Source organism: Halomonas huangheensis, from assembly GCF_001431725.1.
In the GTDB taxonomy this organism is placed as follows: Bacteria; Pseudomonadota; Gammaproteobacteria; order Pseudomonadales; family Halomonadaceae; genus Halomonas; species Halomonas huangheensis.
On the sequence record NZ_CP013106.1, the window covers coordinates 1424475 to 1444245 of the forward strand.

The following is a 19771-nucleotide window of genomic DNA, read 5'->3' on the forward strand; positions in this document are numbered from 1 at the left end:
GGACTCGATGAAGCGTATTGTATTTGCTGGTCTGGGTTCCATGGGTATGCCCATGGCGGAGAATCTGCGCCACCATGGTATTGAGGTATTCGGTTTCGATGTCGATGCTGCTCGCGCCGATGCATTCAACCGCGAGGCCGTCCACCAGGACAGCCTCGAGGACGCTTTGGCCAATGCCGATGGATTGGTGATCATGGTCGTCAATGCCGATCAGGTGCGCGATCTGCTGGTGACGCGCCAATGGCTCGATCACCTCAAGCCGGGAGCCTGCATTCTACAGATGTCTACCGTGGCACCGGCAGACTCGGCGGACATCAGCCGCACCGTCGCAGCTCGTCGGGCGGACCTGCATTATGTTGATGCACCGGTATCGGGTGGTGTTGCAGGAGCGCAGGCGGGCAGCCTGACCATCATGACTGCTGCAAGCGATGAGGCGCTGGAAGCCTGCCAGCCGGCCTTTTCCGCCATGGGCAAGGCGATCTTCCGTGCCGGTGGTGAGGCCGGGCAAGGCTCGACCATGAAGGCCGTCAATCAATTGCTGTGTGGCGTGCACATCGCGGCGGCGGCGGAAGCCTTCGCGCTTGCCGAGAAGAACGGTCTGGACCTTGCGGTGATGCTGGAGATGTTGAGTGGCTCCTCAGCCTCCAGTTGGATGATCAAGGATCGTGGACCGCGCATGATCGCGGCTCCAGGGGACCTCACCAGCGCCGTGGATATCTTCTGCAAGGATCTTGGCATCGTCTGTGATTCGGCGAAGCAGTCGCGGGCTTACGCGCCGCTGGCGCAGGCCGCCTATCAGTTGTTTGTCGCGTCCTCGGAGCGCGGTGAGGGCCGCCTCGATGACAGTCAGGTGATTCGTACCTATCGTCTGCTCAATGGTGGGCTGCCGGAAGGGGAGCAGTGATGTCTCTGGTATCGGTCAGCACTGCTGCCTACGACGGGTATGGTTTCGATGTCATTCTGGCATCGCTGGCTCGCTGTGGTGTGAGAAATGTGGAAATCGCCTTCATCGAAGGCTACGTGGAAGCCTTCACCGATGAAGACCTGAGCAAGCGCTACGCTGCAGAGCTACGAGAGGAGATGCAGCGTCACGGCCAACAATGTCATTACTTCTCGGGACATATCGATCTCGGTCAGCAGGATGCACCGCAACGCCTCGAGGCTCGCTGTCGTTTCGCCGCAGAACTGGGGGCGAAGCATGTCATCACCAATGCCGCCAGCCTCACCGTCAGTGAGCAGTTTCTGGCACACGCTGGAGAGCTGGCCGCGATCGCTGGTCACCACGGTGTGAGGATATTGCTGGAGAACCCCGGCAACCGCGATCCCAATCTGCTGGATCGAGCGGCGCACATCGAACCATTGTTGGCGCAGTTGGATAGCGATGTATTCGGCATCAATTTCGATGTCGGCAATCTGCTCTCGCACTGCCCTGATCTCGACCCTTTGGCCGACGGGCTTCAGGCACTGTCGCAGGCGGATCACTTTCACATCAAGCCCTGCCGAGTAGTACCCGACGGCTATGATTTCACTCCTCTGGGTGAGGGCGATATCGATGATGCGTGCCTGGTGCGTCATCTTGACGCCCGGAACGTACCTTTCTCGCTGGAGCTTCCGTTTCGTCTTCACCGCGACCTTGATGCACAACCCTGGCGGGATAACTCCCCGCTGACCCTTGACCATATAGAGCGGCAACTCAAGCAATCGCTCGCGTGGATGTCTGACATCCTTTCCTGATCGGAGAATGAAAAATGCAAGTGGATAATCTGCTTTTGAAAGACAAGGTATGCATCGTGACCGGGGCGGCGGGGATCAATGGTATTGGCCTGAGAACGGCACGCATGTTCTATGAACAGGGTGCTACCATCGTCATCTCCGATGTCAATGCTGATGCCTGTAACCAGGTTCGCTCAATGTTTGATGCAGAGCGATCGATGGTGGAAGTCAGCAACGTTACCAATCGAGATGATTGTGTTGAATTGGCGAAAAAAGTCGTCGAACGTTTTGGGCGTATCGATGTTCTTGTCAATAACGCTGGTATCACACAGCCGGTCAAATTTGATGAAATAACTGGCGAAGATTACGACCGCATCATGGACGTTAACCTGCGTGGCATGCTGTATATGTCTCAAGCGGTATCGCCGCAAATGAAAGCGCAGAAAAGTGGCTCCATCATCAATACCTCATCGGTATCTGCCCAGCGTGGCGGTGGAATTTTCGGTGGCCCGCACTACAGTGCTGCAAAGGCAGGAATGCTGGGGCTTGGCAAGGCCATGGCTCGTGAGCTTGGCGCACATGGGATTCGTGTCAATGCCGTGACTCCGGGGCTGATCGCCACGGATATCACCGGTGGTAAACTGACTGAAGAAATGAAGGAAAGAATCCTTGAAGGCATCCCGTTGGCAAGATTGGGTAAGCCTGAAGATGTGGCAAAGGCATTTCTATTCCTCGCCAGCGATCTTTCCGACTATATTACGGGTGCTACGTTAGACGTTAATGGCGGTATGCACATTCACTGACTGGTGCTATCCTGCCCCTGTTCATGGTTGACAGGGGCAGTAATGGATATTCGTATGGGCGCAATTGATCCAGGCCTCCTGGATAGACTCAAGGAATTCGTCTCTGTATCGGAGCTTTCGAAGGATGGGCGTCTCAAGCTTCCTCCCGAACGCGCCCTTTGCGAGCATTTTGATATGCATCGCACTTCCGTACGAAACGTGCTTTCCGTTCTTCACAGCCTGGGCTTTATCGAGCGTATACAGGGGAGTGGTACTTTCCTCAAGATGCCCGAACCTGTCTTTATACAACTGTATTTCGAGTTGGCGCTGAAACTCAACTATATCTCTGTCGACCATCTGGAGCATGCTCGTGAGATGTTTGAGCGTGAAATCGTCCAGGCCGCCGCCATTAATCATAACGCTCAAGAGTTGAAAAGGCTGGAAGAGCTTTGTGATCTTATTATCAAATCAACTGATGTTAATGAAGGGCTTCAGGCAGATTACGATTTCCATGAACAGCTAGCCATCATGGCAAGAAATCCTGCCATTCTAGTGATATTTCAGGGGCTGTCTTCGGTGTTGAAGACCGTGCTCCATCAGCGTCGTGTTCTGGCCCGCCAGTCCAGTGTTTCATTGGAAAAAACCAATGAAACACACATTGCCATTGTTGCTGCCATCAAGACGCGTGATAGAGAGATGGCGCGACAGGCCATGGACGAACATTTCGAGACCTGGAATCGCCAGACCATGCGTTCCTATCCGGGGACTGCGCCATCTCTGGTGGATGATATCGAAGGTTCGACTTGAATGGGGTCAGGCTTTCATCTCGACTTCGATGAACGAGAAGCTCTCGCTGCCGGCGTTGATCACATTGTGCTCCACGCCAACCGGGCGTCGGTAGGATACGCCGGGGGTCAGGGTGGCTTGCTGTTCCCCATCCGGTGTCTCCAGCTGCATGGTGCCCGAAGTCAGCGGGATCACAACATAGTCATGACCATGGCGATGCCAGCCCGTTTCTGCGCCTGGCGGGAAGTCCCAACGCGTAACGATGCAGCGCTCATCATCGATCTGAACAGTGGGGGTGGCAGCAGGGCGAGTTGAGTTCATGGCTTGTCGTGTCCGTAGCAATGGATAATTGTGTTTATTGGCGGTGGATGATCGATACGATAAGTGAGCTTCGCCCTGTGGGCAAACAACAACTGTGACAAGGAATTCCCCCAATGCTCGAGTTTCTGCTGTGGTCGGTGGTGATCGGTGGCTGTGGTACCGCGGTGCTGGACCTATGGAACCTGTTGCTCAACCGCACCATAGGCCTGCCGTTGCCGCCGTGGCATCTGGTCGGTCGCTGGTTTGCTGGATTGCCGAGCGGGCGCTTCGTTCACTCACATGGAATCAACGACTCGAAACCGGTGGCCAATGAACTGGCTATCGGTTGGGTCATGCATTACGCGGTAGGGATCCTGTTCGCCATCATTCTGCTGGCGATCTGGGGGCTTGGTTGGGTACAGGCACCGACCTTCCTGCCGGCGTTGATCGTCGGATTGGTCACCGTAGGTGCAGGCTGGTTCATCCTGCAGCCAGGCATGGGCGTCGGCATCGCCTGCTCGGGAGCACCCAACCCCAACGCCGCTCGGCTCAACAATATCGTCGGCCATGTGGTATTTGCCATTGGCATGTATCTGGCGGCAGTGGTGGTTGGGTAGCGGTTTCAACAATATGGGTCACACGGACGCCCCTTTCTCCACGTCGCTCCAAAAAGGCCTCCGGTACGCTCTGCGTGGTGCCGGAACCTGTGGTCATGGTCGAGGAGGTTGACGGTTCGCCTCCGATGTCCGCATAACGGAAGTGCGGTGGTATTGTCGATTTTGACCAGTGACGAACGACTACTCTATGCCAAGCTGCGTTATTCCGGTGGTGTAACCCGGAGCAAGGCTGACGCTACTGAGGAGGTCCGTCATGAGCCAGAATGAATCACCGCGAGTCGTGTCCAGAGAGGAGTGGACCCAGGCACGTAAAGCCCATTTGAAGAACGAGAAGGCGCTTACCCGCATGCGCGACCTGGTCGCCCGCGAGCGGCGTGAGCTGCCATGGGTGAAGGTGGAGAAGGAATACGTCTTCGACACGCCGGAAGGGAATAAGACACTCGCCGAGCTGTTTGGAACCAACAGTCAGCTGATCGTTCATCACTTCATGTTTGGCCCGGACTGGGATGCGGGCTGCCCGAGCTGTTCGCTGGAGGCGGATCATGCCGAGGGTGCCATCGTCCATCTTGCCAATCACGATGTGAGTTACGTTCGAGTATCCCGCGCCCCGCTGGAAAAACTGCAAGCCTACCGAAAGCGTATGGGGTGGAGAGCCTGCTGGGTGTCCTCCGAGGGCAGCGATTTCAATTTCGACTTTCGAGTCTCTTTCGCCCGGGAGGACCTGGAGGCTGGCCGGCTCTACTACAATTACCAGCCTATCGAGGACCCGAAATACTTCAGCGAAGAGCTGCCAGGCCTCAGCGTTTTCTACAAGGACGAGCGTGGGGATCTGTTCCACACCTACTCCAGCTACGCCCGTGGTAATGAAGAGGTTATTGGGGCCTTTGTTTATCTCGACATCACGCCAAGGGGCCGCAACGAAAAGGAGATCATGGACTGGGTGAGGCGCCATGATGAGTACGATGCGAGCCCGGCAGGCTCCTCGTGTCACTCCAGCTGATTGCAGCTGTCGCGTGCACTCCACTTGGCAGCCGACCAAGGAAAAAATGCGCAACAATCCATTCCAGCGGGCGTTGCGCTGGCAGCACACCGCTGCTGCTCGCGACGTTATGCACTACGTTCGTTTTTATGCACGTGCTAAAAAGCGTACATCTGGTGAAAAGTTGCACGCACAAGAAGGGAGCCATGCTGACGATCTAGACCTTTATCGCGCTATGAGCCTCTTCGTTCCAGGATACTGCTGGCGACCGGGCTCCAGGTCCAGGAGGGTGCGCTCTTCCATGTTGGTTGGAATACAGCGGTAGCGGCGGTTCACGTACAGTTCATCGATGCCCAGACAACCGTGCGTCCTGGAGCGTTGCCATGCCGCCAGAGAACCAACCTTTTTCTTGAAGACAGTCGCGTATCGTGTCTCGCCCAAGCTGCTCTGTGCTGCCCAAGGTGTAGAGGTGTTTGAATGACTCCTTTTCCACGTATTCATACAGCTGCTGCAAGACGTCGACCATCTTTGGTAGTTGGAGAGGGGGCGGTCTTGCAGACGATGGGGGCGGGCGCGTTTTCTTTGAAGTACATTCCGTTATCGTTGTTTCTATAAACCAGTAATTTGTATGTCGCTAAGTTAAATATATTGGAAGAGCCAATAAAAGTTAGCCCTTTTTTCGTGTTGCATTGAGGAGAGTTTCTCGTATCATTCCTGTGTTTGGTAGGTTTATGTCAGACAATACTGCCATCCATAATCCATCGACAGTCAGTCTGGTTATAGCCAGGTGCTCGTCACCATCTGTCTGAAAATGTTTCTTTTGCATCTCATTGAACCAGGATGCCCAAATAGAACGAAGTTCAGAATCACTAATGGAAAGTACTGCTAAAGCCGTCCTTATGTCATACGTTCCATTCCATGCTGAGGCTAATGAAAACTCGATGTATGCGCGTGTGAATGACCCATACTTTTCAGGGTCTTTCTTCATGTGTTCATCCAGTTCACTTTCAATCGAAGAAATCAAGTCATTGAATATTGTTAGTATCAGGTCTCGCTTACAGGGGAAGTGATGTAAAAAACCTCCCTTTGTAACACCTGCTTCTTCAGACACGGCCTGGACTGTCACAGCGGCCAGACCACGACTGATTGCAATGGAAATGCCTGCTTCCAAAAGCTGCTTTCTCACTAACTCTGGCTGCTTTTTTCGGTGCTGTGGTTTCATTTGTTTATGACCCTTTGTTTTATGTAAATATTAGTTGATTATTTGGTTCGGTGCTAGGGTTAAAGATGGAAGTGACCGCTCTTCGACGAAGCTTGCAAGTCCCATGTCAGCTAGTATCGCAAATACTATCGAGAAAATTAATATAGAAGCCGAGAACCAGAAAACAATATCTCGTTTGTTGGAGCCTGAAGCTATAGCAAAAGCTGAAGCTGCGTGAACACCAATCAAGAAAGGCCCAAGAAAAGCCAGACCGGGTAGACCTAGTCGATCAAAAATCACTCGCTTGCGAGATTTCTCCATAGTGGAATTTTTTATACCTTCAGTTGGTGGTTTTTTATACCAGCGTTTAATCCATAAATTAATTTTATCTCCAGCATAAATTACTGGAAGTAAGGTAATAAAGTTGCCCAAAAATCCCACTAACGCAGTAGGCAACCAAGGTAAGCCAGCTAGTACACCTAGCGGGACAGCTAGCCATACCTCAAGCACAGGTGTCGCAGAACCTATGAATACGGCCGAGTACAACATTAACTGATTCATACCCAATCTCCCTCGTCAACAAAACGTATCATACCGTACGGTAGGTATCTTTCAAGAGGATGGCTTGCTACCCACCAGATCTTCCGATGTAGGGGCGAGATCGCTGCGATGTACAGGGTAGATCAACCAGAGATTCCGATTGCCCATCGGCTGATGACGACACAGCCGAGTCCCACCAGCCCATCGTTATCATGGGTAAGTGGAACAAGGCTGTGCTGCTGGCTGGAGAAGATTGTTCGGCAACCCTGGCAACGTTTTACCTACTAACGTTTTACCTACTCCGTGCTACGGGGTCTCCGATGGTCCTGCTCGACAATCTTCGGGATTCATGGAGGGGACGGGGTCCGATATCGATATATTCAGCCAGGGTTAGGCGCAGCGATACTCGGGCTCTGTCCTGATTGGTGCAAGGCCTCGTGAATCAGACCACTCTCACGGGCTTCACGCAGAAAGGTTTCCAGAGCTTCAAGGACATCGGCATGCTCTCTGGGCACCGCCATGGCCTGTTCAATCGTTGTGAAGCGTCCTTCCAGCACTCGGTATCCAGGGTTTTCCCGACAGTAGCGCTCCAGGGGCTGGCGGACGCCTGCTGCTGCATCCAGTTGCTGGTCAACCATCCAGGTCACTGCGTCGGCGGATGTCGGGGCGCGGACGACACTAGCGTGCTTGAGAGTGCGGGATAGAAAGAGGTCATAGGCTGCGCCCTTGCCGACGGCAATACTGACGCCCGGCGCATCAAGTTGCTGGACGCCCGAGAACCCTGAGTTCTGTGACACCAGGTAGGTGCCTTCGATGATCACATAGGGCGAGGTGAAGGCGATTGACTCCGCCCGTTTGGGATCACGGGCCAGAAATGCCAGATCCCAGCTATCCTCTTCTTCGCGGGCAGCGACGACTTTGCCTGCGGCGTCATATTCACTGATTGCCAGCGTTACCTGAAGCTGTTCGGCTAGAGTTCTGGCAAGAGCTACAGAGACTCCACCCAACTCTCCCTTGTCGCTGCGTTGGGCAAGTACCGGATTACCGAGGTTGATGGCAACACGTAATCGTCCATTTCGCGTTAAAGCGTCGCGTAGCTGCTCCAGATGGCCAGTCACTTTTACCTCCATGAATGTGAAAGAGAATGAGAAAAGCGCCCGGGGCCCGGGCGCATTTTCATGTCAGTCCGAACCAGCAGATTCGATATTGGCGGCTCGCATGCGTCGCCGCAACACCGGGCCAACAATATAGGGCAGGATCAAACCGACAGCAGCAAAGATCCACAGGCCTATCGCCAGACCACTGTTCCATAGAATAGTCCAGTCACCGTCGGATATATCCAGCGCATGGCGCAGGTTCTTTTCCATTTCCGGGCCCAGCAACAGACCGAGAATGATCGGTACCAGTGGAATTTCGAGTTTGCGAAGGATATAGCCAGCTACACCGAAGGCGGTCATGAAGTAGAGGTCGAAGGTGGTATTGCTGATCGAATAGATCCCGACGAAAGCGATCATGGTGACGATCGGCAGTAGATACATCGGTGGTACCGACAGCAGTTTGACGAAGATTCCCACCAGCGGAATGTTGAGGATCAGCAGCAGGAAGTTGCCGATCAACAGTGCCGCGATGACACCCCAGACAATATCGGCGTTCTGAGTGAACATCAGCGGCCCTGGAGTGACGTTCAAGGAGATCAGCAGCGCCAGTAGCACGGCGGTCGTGCCGCTGCCCGGTACGCCCAGTGTCAACATCGGTACCAGGGCGCCGCTGGAGGCACCGTTGTTACCGGCTTCTGGCGCCGCAACGCCGCGTGGATCTCCTTCGCCGAAGGAGCCCTTGCTACCGATCACCTTCTTTTCCATGGTGTAGCCGATAAAGCTACCGAGAGAGGCTCCAGCACCGGGCAGGACGCCAGCAATGAAGCCGAGGATGCCTCCTCTGATACTCGAAGGCAGGACGGCGCGAATATCCGACCATTTGAGGGAAAGCTTGTTGACCTTGATGGTTTCGTGGCCCTTGCCGGCACGGTTTTCGATGAAAGTCAGCAACTCGGATATTGCGAACAGCCCGACGATGGCGATGATGAAATCGACACCTTCATACAGCTCGAGAACGCCGAAGGTGTAGCGCTGAACTCCGGTGTTGTCGATGCCCATGGTAGCAATCATCAGGCCGAGACTAGCTGCAACCACAGTCTTGATCGGATTCTTGCCCGTAATACCGCCCAACGTGGCAAAGGCCAGCAGAAACAGAGCAAAGTACTCCGCCGGACCAAAGGTGAGGGCGAAGTCTGCGAGGATCGGGGCGAGAAGAATCAAGCCGATGGTGGCGATCAGACTGCCGACGAATGACGCAATCGCAGAGATCGCCAGGGCTTCGGCGGCCTTGCCGTTGCGCGCCATGGGGTAGCCGTCGAGACACGTCATCATCGCTGGCTCGTCGCCAGGAATATTGAGCAGGATCGACGAGATGCGGCCGCCATACATTGCCCCGGCGTACACTGCCGTCAGCATGATCAGTGCTGTTTCAGGCCGCAGCCCCAGGGTGAAGGCCAGTGGGATCAGTATCGCCACGCCGTTGGCCGGACCCAGACCAGGCAGTGCCCCGATCAGTGTGCCGAGGATCGCGCCAAGCAGGCCGAATATCAGATTCTCGGGTGCCAGTGCCACGGCAAAGCCGTCAATGAGAAATCCCAATGTTTCCATCAGCTTGTCTCCAGTAGCTCAAGGAGCCCCAGCGGCAACGCCAGGTCGAGAGCGTAGGTAAACAGGGTGAAGACCACCACGGCGGCGATGGCACCAGTCAGGAACGATCTGGTGACGGGAGCTCCCATACGCCAGCACAGCGTACCGACCGCCAGGGTCGTGCTGAGAATGAAACCGAGTGGCTCCAGCAGCCCGGCGTAGAGAATCAACACGACGATGGCGATAATCAGTTCAATACCGGTACGGCTCCAGGGCCAGGCATTGTCGGGGTCTGGACGCACGATCATGTATAGGCTCGATAGTCCAAGTGTCACGCTAAGGATATAGGGAAAGGTCTCAGGGCCAATGGCCTCTGAGCCCCCTCCAAAAGGTTCGGGGAACTGGCTGGCGCCCCAGCCGTATGCAACGGCCAGGACGATCAGTAGTACTCCCGCAAAGCGGTCGTTGTAAGTCATGGTGAGCGTGTTCCTGTTACTGTGCGGTCATGCCGAGCTCGGCGGACAGCTCAGCGATATCCTTGACTTGTTGGGCCATGAACTCCTTGAACTCTTCTCCGCTGTAGTGGAAGGGCATCAGTCCATTGTTGGCCATGACTTCCTTCCACTCTTCACTCTCGTAAAGAGTGTCAATAGCGTTCACCCAGTATTCGTAGGCCTCATCACTGATATCTGCTGGCATGTAGAAGCCGCGCCAGTTGGGGCCAATGGCATCAATGCCTTGTTCACGAGCGGTAGGAATGGTGTCGAATTCACCGGGAAGTCGCTCTGGAGCGAGCACGGCTAGGATGCGCAGGTCACCGGATTCCCAGAAGCCACGAGCCTCGGAGATATCGCCAGTGAAGGCATCGAGATGGCCGCCGACGACCTGGGTCAGGGCTTCACCGCCGTTGTTGTAGGACAGGTAAGGAATCTCGCGCAGAGTATCAACGCCTGCTGCTCGCGCCGCAATCAGCGCCTTGAGATGGTCCCAACCGCCTTTGGCGCTGGCACCTGCGAACTTGACGGCGCGCGGATCGTCCTTGATGGCATCCATCAGTTCCCCGAGGGTCTGATAGGACGAGTCTTCAGTGACCGCAATCACGCCATAGTCCGAGCCCACGGTTCCGATCCAGCGCACCATGTCCATATCCATGCCAGGAAACTGACCCTGAGCGAGGCGAGTGGGCACGGCTGTTGAGGCAGCGATGATCAGGTTGTCATCGCCGGACCGCTTGGCCACCACGTGAGCGTAGGCAACACCGCCACCGGCGCCAGCCATATTGACGGTTTGAACATTACCAGGCACTAGATCGAGTTTGGACAGTACTTGACCGCCGCTGCGGCAAGTAAAGTCCCAGCCACCGCCGGGGTCCGAGGGAGCAATACACTCCACGCCTGATCCGGGTTCAAACGCCTGGACGGCAAAAGGTACAGAGGCAAGGGCGGCCACCATGGCGGCCATCGAGATGGAATTGCGCATTGAGGAATTCCTCATTGTTGTGCTGGTGAGTGCGTATATTGCTATTGTTGTTGGCCTTCCCTGGCGCTTGAATGCTCCTGCTGGCATTAACCTATCCAGCAAGCTGCTGAGCTGCTGGATAGGCTAGATCGCTGTGGTCGTGGCGGGAATTGACTATCGGGCAAGGCAACCTTTCTCTATCGAGTAAGGTTCTATGTTGTTGAAAACAAAATAATATATTTTTATTTTCAAGGTGACGTATGACCTTTGTCCAAGGCCGTGGATAGAGGGGAGGCATCAGATACGAAAAAGGGCCACCTTGTGGTAGCCCTGAACGGTCTCTGGTTGGACAGTTACTGTGATTGACTTGTCGAACCATCATTGAGTCCGGCGAAGATCGGCCATGGTATTTTCCAGTGAGGCAATCTGTTCATGAAGGAATGTCTTGAACTCCTCTCCACTGAGCTGGAAGGGTGTCATACCATTGCGAGTCATGATTTCCTGCCATTGGGCACTTTCGTATACTTGATGAATAGCATCAGTCCAGAACGCCTTGTCGTCGTCACTCAATCCAGCAGGAGCGTAGAAGCCACGCCAGTTGGGCGCTACAACATCTACCCCTTGCTCCCGTGCCGTCGGGAACCCATCCAATGGCTCCGGTAGCCGCTCTTCCGATAGCACCGCCAGCACTCGGAGGTCTCCGCTATCGACGAAACTCTTGACCTCCGAGATGTCACCGACGACTACATCCAGATGATGGCCCAGCACTTGAGTGATGGCGCTGGCACCATTGTTGAAGTCGAGATAGGTCACCTTGTTCAGTGAAGTGATTCCTGCATTGGAAAGCACCCGTAGCATATTCAGTTGGTCCCACCCGAGTGGGCCACTGCCCCCGGAGAAGCTGACGGCTTTGATATCTTCGCGCAAGGCTTCAGTAAGGTCATCGAGCCCCTGATACGGAGAGTCACTGGATACCGCCAGTGCCGCATAGTCGGCGCCTAGCGTACCGAGCCAGGTAACATCATCGGCACCTAATCCCGGGTACTGTTGCTGCGCCAGGCGTGTGGCGTTGGAAGAGGAGGCGGCGACGATCAGGCCGTCATTGCCCTCACGCTTGCTGGCGACATGTGCATAGGCCACACCACCCGCAGCTCCGGCCATATTGATGGTCTGCATGCTGCCATTCGTAATGTTCAGCTGTTGCAGGGTGGCCGCAAACTGCCGACAGGTGAAATCCCAACCACCACCTGGGTCGGCAGGAGCAATACATTCCAGTCGCGAGGTTGGCGGTTCCGCGTTGACGTTGGCCGAGACGAGGGGGAGTGCGGTTAGCGAGAGGGCGAATAGAGTGAGTTGGCGCATGATGTTGACTCCATTTTGATTGTTTTGGGTAACTTTTGATTGTTGTGAGTGGATTTAGAATGTTGTGCGTGGCTATCGATTGTTGGAGATAGCGGCCAAAGCGCATCCATGCGCCCCATGCGGGGCACAGTCGTCCATGGGCCGCCGGGTTCGCCCGGCAGCATTGGATTCAACCTGGTGAGTGGCTCAGTCCTCGCGGAACGCCACACACACCGGACTGGGAGTTGAAATGCGTTGAGTCGGGTTGCTCAACGACTCAGGTGATGAAGTTGTATAAAGACAGAGAGTGTCATCATCTTCATTGGCGATATGCAGCCGGCCTAGTGGATCGAAGCCCATGAAACGCGGAGTCTTGCCTCCCGAGGGGAGTGTATGGCTGTACTGTAGGTGGTCGTTGCGAGGATCAATACGGTACACGCTGATGCTGTCCTCTCCGCGGTTTGTCACCAGCACATGGCTTCCCGAGGGTGACACTACGATTCCTGCTGCACGATTATCGCCGGTATGGAAGGGCGATACGCTGGGGCTCACCTGATACGGAGTCAGCTGCCCACTGTCTGGATCAAAGCGGTAGGCGGTAAGCGTTGAGTCCAACTCATTGACGACAAAAGCGAGGCGGCCTGAAGGATGGAAGTCAATGTGTCGAGGGCCTGCGCCTTCACGTGTCGCTACCGTCAGTTCGGGGCATGGGATCAGTCGACCATGCCGGCTGTCGAATTTCATGACAAACAGGCAATCCAGCCCCTTGTCAGGGATCACCACAAAGCGGCCATCCGCAGTGAACGGGTTGGCATGTGGCTTGGGAAAGGGCTGTTCGATGCGGTGTGGGCCAACCTTGCCGGATAGCTCGATCAGGTCCACGACACCCTTCAGGCTGCCGTCGTCCTCCACCGCGACTACCGCCAGTGAGCTGGAAATATGATTGGAGATCACGATGAAGCGCTCATCCGCGGAGAGCGCCATATGCACCGGATTGGCACCACCGGTGCTGACCTGGTTGAGCAAGCGTAGTTCGCCGCTTACCGGGTGTACGGCAAAGGCACTGATATCGCTGCGATCACCATGAATACAGTAGAGCCGGTCGCCACGCCGGTTGATGACCAGCCAGGAGGGATTGATCAGGCCTTCGTAGCACTGCAGCTGTTCCCAACTGCTGCCATCGTCGCTGACATGGTAGACGCTGATCCCCTTGCCACGCGCCTGTCTGCGCTGAGTTGTTCGGCAACCAATGAAAGCCAGCATGATCAAACTCCTGAAGTAGACGACGGTGGTGTGGAGGGTGGCGCCTGCACGGTGGCTAACTGCTTGCGCAATACGTAGGGCAGGATGCCACCGTTCCACAGATAACGGAGCTCCTGGTCTGAATCAATCGGCAATTCCAGAGCGATACTCTGGGTCGTCTCGCCACGGCGGATTGTCAGACTGACGGGGTTGGTGCCGAGCTGAAGGTGTTCGGGGAGGTGTATGTCGAACCGCTCATTGCCCGAGAGTTTCAGCGCCTCTGGAGTCTGGCCGCCAGTCAAACGCAGGGGCAGAATGCCCATCCCGATCAGGTTGCTGCGATGGATGCGTTCGAAACTGATGGCAATGACTGCACGTACTCCCAATAGCGCTTGCGCCTTGGCCGCCCAATCGCGACTTGAGCCAGCGCCATAGTTGTTTCCGGCGAACACCACCAGTGGGACATCGGCTTTGACGTAGCTCTGAGCCGCTTCATAGAGAGGTTGAGGGGCGGACTCGTCCAGCGGCCTCGCCCAGACCCCCTTGCCACCGCTGCTGGTACCCGGCAGGAGATTATCCACGCGGGAATTGGTGAAAGCACCTCGCAGCATGACTTCATGGTTGCTGCGCCTGGTGGAGTACTGGTTGAGGTCCTGGGCAGACTCGCCGTGTTCGATCAGGTAGCGACCTGCAAGACTCTCTGCCGGGATCGCGCCTGCTGGAGACATGTGATCGGTCGTCACATTGTCACCGAGTTGCATGATGACTCTGGCCTCTCGGATCGCCAGGCTATCGCGCGCAGTGCGTGGTACTGCCTCCAGGTAGCGGGGGCGACGAAGGTAGGTGGAGTCGGCAGCCCAATCGAAGCGCAGGCTGCCTTCGGCTTGTAGCTGCTGCCAATGCTCGGTTCCGTCCCACAGCGTAGCGTTGCGTCGCGAAAAGGCTTCCGGTACTACAACCTCATGGACGAGCGCATCTACCTCTTCGTCACTTGGCATCAATTCATGAAGGTAGACAGGATCGCCGTTGTCATCGTGACACAAGGGGTCGCGAGTGATGTCTCGAGTGACATCGCCTGCCAACGCATAGGCCACCACCAGCGCGGGAGACATCAGGTAGCCGGACGATAGCATGGGATTGACGCGTCCCTGGAAGTTGCGGTTGCCGGATAGGATGGCAACACCGTCCAGACCGTTGCGCACCAACTGGTGGACTTCCGGAATCAGGCCTCCGGAATTACCGATGCAGGTCATGCAGCCGAAGCCCGCGACCGCAAAGCCGAGCGCATCGAAGTCGTCCTGCAGGTTTGCCGCCTCAAGGTAGTCGCCGACAATCCGCGAGCCGGGTGACAGCGATGTTTTCACCCAGGGGCGGCGTTTTAGACCACGGGCTCTTGCACGGCGAGCCAGCAGGCCGGCCTGAATCATCTCGGCTGGGTTGGCAGTGTTGGTGCAACTGGTGATGGCCGCGATGGCGACTGTGCCATGATCCAGCTCCATCACCCAATCGGGAGTATCGTCCGGTAGTTCCGAGTGTCGGCTGGTAGCCAGCAACTCCACGGAAGGACGTCCTGTTTGACGGTAGGAATCCGCGAGTTGGGCCAATGGGTGGCGTTCATGGGGTTGGTGCGGTCCGGCAACGCTAGGTTCGATGGCACTCAGGTCCAGCGTCAAACGCTTGTGAAAGCGCGGTTCGGGAGCGTCGTCTCGGCGCCACAGTTGTTGCTGCTCCAGATAGGTACCGACTTGTTCACGCAATTCCACGGAGCGACCACTAAGCGTGAGGTAATCCATGGTCACGTCATCGAAGGGGAAGAACATCACGGTAGCGCCGTATTCCGGAGCCATATTGGCGACAGTGCCGCGCGCTGCCCAACCAAGAGTCGATAATCCGGGGCCACAGAATTCCACAAACTTGCCGACCACGCCCTCGGAACGCAACAGCTCGGCAATGTTCAGTGCCAGATCCATGGCCGTGACACCGGGCGACAGGCCTCCCGTCAGATGTATGCCAACCACTTCAGGTAGCGTCAGAGTGACGGGCTCGCCCAGCACGGCAGCCTGTCCCTCCAGTCCACCTACGCCCCAGGCCAGAATACCCAGGGCATTGATCATCGGCGTGTGGCTGTCAGTGGCGACCATGTTGTCCGGGTGAATCCATTGGCGTCCCTGATCATCCTCTTCAGTCCACACCACACGAGCCAGCGACTCCATGTTGACCTGGTGGATGATACCGGTACCCGGAGGCACGACACTGAAGTTATCGAGACTCCGCTCTGCCCATTTGATGAATCGATAGCGCTCGGCGTTGCGCCGGAAATCAATATCAAGGTTGCGTGCGAGGGCATCGGGATGGTCGAACTCCTCGACAATCACGGAGTGATCGATAGCCAGCACCGCGGGAATCGACGGATTGATCGCGCGGGCATCACCGCCCAGTTCGTGGACTGCGTCGCGCAGACCTGCAAAGTCGGCGAGAGCAGGCAGGCAGGTCGTGTCATGGAACATCAGACGATTGGGATAGTAATTGACTTCGCCGCCGCTGGAACTGCCGTCGAGAAATGCCAGCAGGTCGGGCAGATTATGTGGGGAACAGCGCGCGACATTTTCCAGCAGGATACGCAGTGAATAGGGCATTCGCTGCAATTGCTCCTGACTGACAAGGTCGCACAGGTCGATGTAGTGATAGTCCTGGTCGGCGATATGCAGCTTACGCGGTGATGGTTGTTGTGTTGTCACTGGCATTTGGCCCTCGAGCATCGTGATGGCGGCTTGATGGCACGATACCCCTAAGGGGGAACATCGAAAATTGAGGCTTGGGCAAGGACGAGTTCGTCGCTGGAGAACGCGAAGGTCCGAGAGGGCGAAAATAGGCGGTTGGGCTGAGGGAACTACAGAGCTCAGGACGCGCGAAGGTGCTCGACAAAGGCCCGTGCAGTGGGGGATAGCTGACGGAAGTCCCTTACTCCGATTCTCAGGTTACGAATCGCCCAGGGTTCATCCAGCGGAACGTCGGTAATACCGATGGAGTTGGCATAGATTCTGATTACGTGCCGAGGCAGCAGAGCAATTCCCAGTTCGCCAGCCACCAACTGGCACATGCAGTCAAAGCTGCTGACTCTTATCTTGATCGTAGGAGTCATACCGAGCTTTTCCGCCTCTTGAGTAATCTGCGCATAAAGAGCGCTTTCGGCATGAGAGGCGATCAACTCGTGTCGCAGCACTTCCGGGAAGCGCACCGTCTCGCGATCGCTCAAGGGGTGATTCACCGATACTGCCAGGCAAATCTCATCGCTACGGTAGGCAAAGGTCTCAAGATCCGGGGCCGGAGTGTGGCTGGCGAATACCCCCACATCAGCGCGGCCGTCACTGAGTGCTCTGACGATGGCGGCTCCTACGCGTTCCTCGATATCCAGCCGGACACCGGGAAACTGGGTGGTGAAGGTCTTTATCTCTGCGGGTAGAAACTGCGCCAATGCCGAAGTGGTGGCATGTAGCTGAACCTGCCCCTTGATACCATCGGAGTAGTCACCCAACTCGTCTTCCAGGCGATAGAGAGCCTCGAACACCTGGCGAGTGTGGGCAAGCATGGATTGCCCCGCAGGGGTCAACTCCACACCGCGCGGATAACGTGTAAACAGCGGGGAGCCAACACGATGCTCCAGCTCGGCTATACGCTTGCTGATCGCCGACAGTGCCAGGTGAGCGCGCTTCGACGCTCGAGTCAGGCTTTTTTCCTCAGCCACACACAGGAATATCTGCAGGGAAGTCAGGTCGAAGCGCATGAGGGGTGGCCCGGGTGGTCAATGACCTTGCAAGGGATAACACTTTGATATGGCTGAAGCAATGACCGTTGGTCCTTTATTGCCCGTATATACGTCTGGTCGTTACGGTACCCGCAGAGGGCTCAAGGCCGGTCAAGAATGCATAACGGCCCCTTTGGTAATCTTGTCGACTTGTTTTCTGTCGGCCCGTAATCCGATACCGACCACGTTGTTGCGTTCCAGGTCGCTTTCTGAGAACACTGCACGGTTGGCTTCATCGTGGCCGGTGGTGAACATTTCCTCGATGTAGGTGGCCGTTATTACCTCGCGCTCGCGGGCGCGCTGTCGGATGCGGCTCAGTGTTTCGGGGGAGGCACTGAGCACGATGACCGGCTGGCCGCAAAGGGGGAGGTGAGGGTAGCCATGGGCATCCTGGTAGCTGGCGCCAATGATGTCATCGTATCGTGCGGTGATCCCACTCATCAGAAACGCCGTTACGTTGAGCTTCTGCCATACGGCGAGATCTTCCCGGACCACGATGGCGATCTTGCTGGTAAACATTCATGAGCTCCTTTGCTGTCTGGGGGGGGATGGTTGTTGCCGGCGGGTCCAGAAGACTCAGCTCAGTACGCTCCACCAGGCCATTCCGACCAGCGCACTGGCCATCAGGCAATTGAATATCCTCGTGCGCCGTGGCGTGGTCAGCATATGTCGACTGCCGGTGCCCATCAGCGCCCAACTGGTGCTGCCGATCAGTGCGAGGATCAAAAACAGCACTGCCATACCGGTAATGGTGGTGGGAGTGGGTTCGGAACCGGCGAACACCGTTACCGCGGTCAGCGCCATCATCCATCCCTTGGGATTGATCAGTTGCAGGCCGACGGCCTTCGTGCCGCTCAGCATGACGGTCTGTCCATTGGTCTTCGTGTCAGTGGCGGGGCTGGAAGTGGCCAGTTGCCAGGCCATCCAGCTCAGCCAGATTACGCCGACCCATGACAGGACGATGGGGATCAAAGGCGCCTTCACCAGCAAGCTGGCCAGACCCAGGCCTGCCAGTACGATGGTCAGCGCAGCAGTGGTGCAGGCCGCGATGATCGCCGGCAGCGTCGCGCGCCAACCGGCCTGACCCGCCATGGCCATCACCAGCAGATTGATGGGTCCCGGGCTGAAGGTGATCGCCAGGGTGAAGAATGTGTAGGGAAGCCACTGTGGCATGCTGAGGTCCTCGTCATAGCTCGTGACATCGAGTGTCTGGATATAACGAGTGTCCCTGCTGGGAGTAGAGGAGTCTGGAAGGTTTGAGCAGCTCCGGCGGGAGAGAGTTCTCGGTTTGTGCAGGAGCCCTCAGCGTTTGCAGGAGCCTTCAGCGTTTGTAAAAAGCCTTCAGCGCGTGATCGGTCCAGGACGCAAGCATTGGCGTCGATATTGCGCTGGAGTCAGACCATAGGCGCGACGGAACCAGCGACCCAGGTGACTTTGATCGGCGAAGCCCAATTGATGCGAGACATCCACGGGCAGTCGACCAGCAGCCAACTGCTTGCGAGCCTGGTTGAGGCGTAGCTGCACCAGGTAGGCGTGAGGTGCCAGCCCGTAGGCGTCCTTGAAGGCTCGCGACAGTCTAAAGCGATCCACGTCGCAGGCAGTGGCGAGCTCATGCAGGCTGATGTCCTGCTCGATATGGGCATGAAGGTATTCGCGTGCACGAACGGCAATGGCTGGATGTTGAGGTTGCCCGAGGTGGCGAGGCTTCCAGCCGATGTGCGGCAGTAGCTTCTGCACCATGGTGTCCAGCGCTGTATCGCGCATGATGCGCCAGGGCTGGTGACGTAGGGCGTCGAAAGCCTGATGGATATGGCTCGCCAGTTCGGGATCATCAGCAAGAGTGCTGTTGAAGCCTGGGTAGAGTGTGTTCGGTGCAGAGTCGCTTTGATGGCGTAATTCGTTATCCAACCACTGAGGGGAGATATAGAACATCGAGTAGGTAAAGCCAGCATCTGTTGCCGCATGGCCATCGTGCACTTCCCCGGGCTCGACCAGTACAAGGCGCCCTGGTGTGCTGCTGTGCCGGGAATGGCGGCAATGGAATTGCTGCACCCCCTGTTCGGTGACCCCAACAAGATAGCTGTCGTGCCAATGCGGATCATAGGCATGACCATCGAAGTGCGCACGGATGGTCTCTATGCCCGTGTCACTGTCCTGGTGAAGGTCGACCCAATCGGATGTTGCCATGGCGGAAGTGAGCTCCTGTGGCGATGGCAGAAGCGGGATTGCATCAGGATAACGAAGCCGAGCCAGTGATGTTTGTACACTGGCTCGGTCAGCATGGCATTCAGGGACAGTACAAACTAGAAGATTTGTGACTGTC

General features: G+C 56.3%; 20 protein-coding genes. 6 read left to right on the top strand and 14 right to left on the bottom strand.

The window, feature by feature from the left end:
* Positions 1-7: 7 nt before the first annotated feature.
* Genes AR456_RS06445 through AR456_RS06460 form a run of 4 tightly spaced genes read left to right on the top strand, consistent with a single transcriptional unit; the run spans position 8 to position 3302 of the window.
* Positions 8-904: an NAD(P)-dependent oxidoreductase gene (locus AR456_RS06445; protein WP_021820546.1), complete on the top strand. Its 897-nt coding sequence runs from the start codon at positions 8-10 to the stop codon at positions 902-904.
* Positions 904-1734, top strand: a complete 831-nt coding sequence (locus AR456_RS06450; protein WP_021820547.1) for a sugar phosphate isomerase/epimerase family protein — start codon at positions 904-906, stop codon at positions 1732-1734. Before AR456_RS06445 ends, AR456_RS06450 begins: the two co-directional genes overlap by 1 nt.
* A 14-nt stretch (positions 1735-1748) precedes the next feature.
* Positions 1749-2516, top strand: coding sequence for an SDR family NAD(P)-dependent oxidoreductase (locus tag AR456_RS06455; protein WP_021820548.1), 768 nt, complete (start codon positions 1749-1751; stop codon positions 2514-2516).
* A 42-nt stretch (positions 2517-2558) separates the two neighbouring features.
* The gene (locus AR456_RS06460; protein ID WP_081694708.1) at positions 2559-3302 is read left to right on the top strand and encodes a FadR/GntR family transcriptional regulator; all 744 of its coding nucleotides are present in this window, start codon (positions 2559-2561) and stop codon (positions 3300-3302) included.
* A gap of 6 nt (positions 3303-3308) precedes the next feature.
* Here the strand turns inward: AR456_RS06460 and AR456_RS06465 are convergent, their stop codons facing one another.
* Positions 3309-3602, bottom strand: a complete 294-nt coding sequence (locus tag AR456_RS06465; RefSeq protein WP_021820550.1) for a cupin domain-containing protein — start codon at positions 3600-3602, stop codon at positions 3309-3311.
* A 113-nt stretch (positions 3603-3715) separates the two neighbouring features.
* On the opposite strand from AR456_RS06465, the gene AR456_RS06470 reads away from it, so the two are divergent.
* Positions 3716-4198, top strand: coding sequence for a DUF2938 domain-containing protein (locus tag AR456_RS06470; RefSeq protein ID WP_021820551.1), 483 nt, complete (start codon positions 3716-3718; stop codon positions 4196-4198).
* Positions 4199-4451: 253 nt separating this feature from the next.
* Positions 4452-5198, top strand: a complete 747-nt coding sequence (locus tag AR456_RS06475; protein ID WP_021820552.1) for a DUF899 domain-containing protein — start codon at positions 4452-4454, stop codon at positions 5196-5198.
* Between the two features lie 646 nt (positions 5199-5844).
* Here the strand turns inward: AR456_RS06475 and AR456_RS06485 are convergent.
* The 13 genes from AR456_RS06485 to AR456_RS06540 all read right to left on the bottom strand — a co-directional run bounded on the left by AR456_RS06485 (position 5845) and on the right by AR456_RS06540 (position 19635).
* Positions 5845-6399 carry a TetR/AcrR family transcriptional regulator gene (locus AR456_RS06485; protein WP_021820554.1) on the bottom strand — a complete coding sequence of 185 codons (555 nt, stop codon included), beginning with the start codon at positions 6397-6399 and terminating at the stop codon, positions 5845-5847.
* Between the two features lie 30 nt (positions 6400-6429).
* Positions 6430-6939 carry a small multi-drug export protein gene (locus AR456_RS20855; protein ID WP_081694709.1) on the bottom strand — a complete coding sequence of 170 codons (510 nt, stop codon included), beginning with the start codon at positions 6937-6939 and terminating at the stop codon, positions 6430-6432.
* 359 nt (positions 6940-7298) lie between these two features.
* Positions 7299-8036, bottom strand: coding sequence for a transporter substrate-binding domain-containing protein (locus AR456_RS06490; RefSeq protein ID WP_021820555.1), 738 nt, complete (start codon positions 8034-8036; stop codon positions 7299-7301).
* A 63-nt stretch (positions 8037-8099) separates the two neighbouring features.
* A complete protein-coding gene (locus AR456_RS06495; protein WP_021820556.1) occupies positions 8100-9623 on the bottom strand; it encodes a tripartite tricarboxylate transporter permease in 1524 nt (507 codons plus the stop codon).
* Positions 9623-10078 (bottom strand): tripartite tricarboxylate transporter TctB family protein, encoded by a 456-nt coding sequence (locus AR456_RS06500; RefSeq protein WP_021820557.1) that lies wholly within the window; start codon positions 10076-10078, stop codon positions 9623-9625. The genes AR456_RS06495 and AR456_RS06500 overlap by 1 nt, the downstream gene beginning before the upstream one ends.
* 16 nt (positions 10079-10094) lie before the next feature.
* On the bottom strand, positions 10095-11081 hold the full coding sequence (locus tag AR456_RS06505) for a Bug family tripartite tricarboxylate transporter substrate binding protein (RefSeq protein WP_031208645.1): 987 nt from the start codon (positions 11079-11081) through the stop codon (positions 10095-10097).
* 357 nt (positions 11082-11438) lie between these two features.
* Positions 11439-12422, bottom strand: a complete 984-nt coding sequence (locus AR456_RS06510) for a Bug family tripartite tricarboxylate transporter substrate binding protein (protein WP_021820560.1) — start codon at positions 12420-12422, stop codon at positions 11439-11441.
* A 186-nt stretch (positions 12423-12608) separates the two neighbouring features.
* Positions 12609-13664, bottom strand: coding sequence for a lactonase family protein (locus AR456_RS06515; protein ID WP_021820561.1), 1056 nt, complete (start codon positions 13662-13664; stop codon positions 12609-12611).
* A 2-nt stretch (positions 13665-13666) separates the two neighbouring features.
* Entirely contained in the window at positions 13667-16387 is a 2721-nt protein-coding gene (acnA, locus tag AR456_RS06520; protein ID WP_021820562.1) for an aconitate hydratase AcnA, read from the bottom strand.
* A 155-nt stretch (positions 16388-16542) separates the two neighbouring features.
* On the bottom strand, positions 16543-17427 hold the full coding sequence (locus AR456_RS06525; RefSeq protein ID WP_021820563.1) for a LysR family transcriptional regulator: 885 nt from the start codon (positions 17425-17427) through the stop codon (positions 16543-16545).
* Between the two features lie 132 nt (positions 17428-17559).
* A complete protein-coding gene (locus AR456_RS06530; RefSeq protein WP_021820564.1) occupies positions 17560-17967 on the bottom strand; it encodes a DUF2000 family protein in 408 nt (135 codons plus the stop codon).
* Positions 17968-18024: 57 nt separating this feature from the next.
* Entirely contained in the window at positions 18025-18621 is a 597-nt protein-coding gene (locus tag AR456_RS06535; RefSeq protein WP_021820565.1) for a LysE family translocator, read from the bottom strand.
* Positions 18622-18789: 168 nt separating this feature from the next.
* Positions 18790-19635: an AraC family transcriptional regulator gene (locus tag AR456_RS06540; protein WP_021820566.1), complete on the bottom strand. Its 846-nt coding sequence runs from the start codon at positions 19633-19635 to the stop codon at positions 18790-18792.
* Between the last annotated feature and the right edge of the window lie 136 nt (positions 19636-19771).

What these genes read in the sequence shown, in the direction of transcription:
- AR456_RS06445 (WP_021820546.1), top strand. Translation starts at nt 8, where the DNA reads ATGAAGCGTATTGTATTTGCTGGTCTGGGTTCCATGGGTATGCCCATG.
- AR456_RS06450 (WP_021820547.1), top strand. Translation starts at nt 904, where the DNA reads ATGTCTCTGGTATCGGTCAGCACTGCTGCCTACGACGGGTATGGTTTC.
- AR456_RS06455 (WP_021820548.1), top strand. Translation starts at nt 1,749, where the DNA reads ATGCAAGTGGATAATCTGCTTTTGAAAGACAAGGTATGCATCGTGACC.
- AR456_RS06460 (WP_081694708.1), top strand. Translation starts at nt 2,559, where the DNA reads ATGGATATTCGTATGGGCGCAATTGATCCAGGCCTCCTGGATAGACTC.
- AR456_RS06465 (WP_021820550.1), bottom strand. Translation starts at nt 3,602, where the DNA reads ATGAACTCAACTCGCCCTGCTGCCACCCCCACTGTTCAGATCGATGAT.
- AR456_RS06470 (WP_021820551.1), top strand. Translation starts at nt 3,716, where the DNA reads ATGCTCGAGTTTCTGCTGTGGTCGGTGGTGATCGGTGGCTGTGGTACC.
- AR456_RS06475 (WP_021820552.1), top strand. Translation starts at nt 4,452, where the DNA reads ATGAGCCAGAATGAATCACCGCGAGTCGTGTCCAGAGAGGAGTGGACC.
- AR456_RS06485 (WP_021820554.1), bottom strand. Translation starts at nt 6,399, where the DNA reads ATGAAACCACAGCACCGAAAAAAGCAGCCAGAGTTAGTGAGAAAGCAG.
- AR456_RS20855 (WP_081694709.1), bottom strand. Translation starts at nt 6,939, where the DNA reads ATGAATCAGTTAATGTTGTACTCGGCCGTATTCATAGGTTCTGCGACA.
- AR456_RS06495 (WP_021820556.1), bottom strand. Translation starts at nt 9,623, where the DNA reads ATGGAAACATTGGGATTTCTCATTGACGGCTTTGCCGTGGCACTGGCA.
- AR456_RS06500 (WP_021820557.1), bottom strand. Translation starts at nt 10,078, where the DNA reads ATGACTTACAACGACCGCTTTGCGGGAGTACTACTGATCGTCCTGGCC.
- AR456_RS06505 (WP_031208645.1), bottom strand. Translation starts at nt 11,081, where the DNA reads ATGCGCAATTCCATCTCGATGGCCGCCATGGTGGCCGCCCTTGCCTCT.
- AR456_RS06510 (WP_021820560.1), bottom strand. Translation starts at nt 12,422, where the DNA reads ATGCGCCAACTCACTCTATTCGCCCTCTCGCTAACCGCACTCCCCCTC.
- AR456_RS06515 (WP_021820561.1), bottom strand. Translation starts at nt 13,664, where the DNA reads ATGCTGGCTTTCATTGGTTGCCGAACAACTCAGCGCAGACAGGCGCGT.
- acnA (WP_021820562.1), bottom strand. Translation starts at nt 16,387, where the DNA reads ATGCCAGTGACAACACAACAACCATCACCGCGTAAGCTGCATATCGCC.
- AR456_RS06525 (WP_021820563.1), bottom strand. Translation starts at nt 17,427, where the DNA reads ATGCGCTTCGACCTGACTTCCCTGCAGATATTCCTGTGTGTGGCTGAG.
- AR456_RS06530 (WP_021820564.1), bottom strand. Translation starts at nt 17,967, where the DNA reads ATGTTTACCAGCAAGATCGCCATCGTGGTCCGGGAAGATCTCGCCGTA.
- AR456_RS06535 (WP_021820565.1), bottom strand. Translation starts at nt 18,621, where the DNA reads ATGCCACAGTGGCTTCCCTACACATTCTTCACCCTGGCGATCACCTTC.
- AR456_RS06540 (WP_021820566.1), bottom strand. Translation starts at nt 19,635, where the DNA reads ATGGCAACATCCGATTGGGTCGACCTTCACCAGGACAGTGACACGGGC.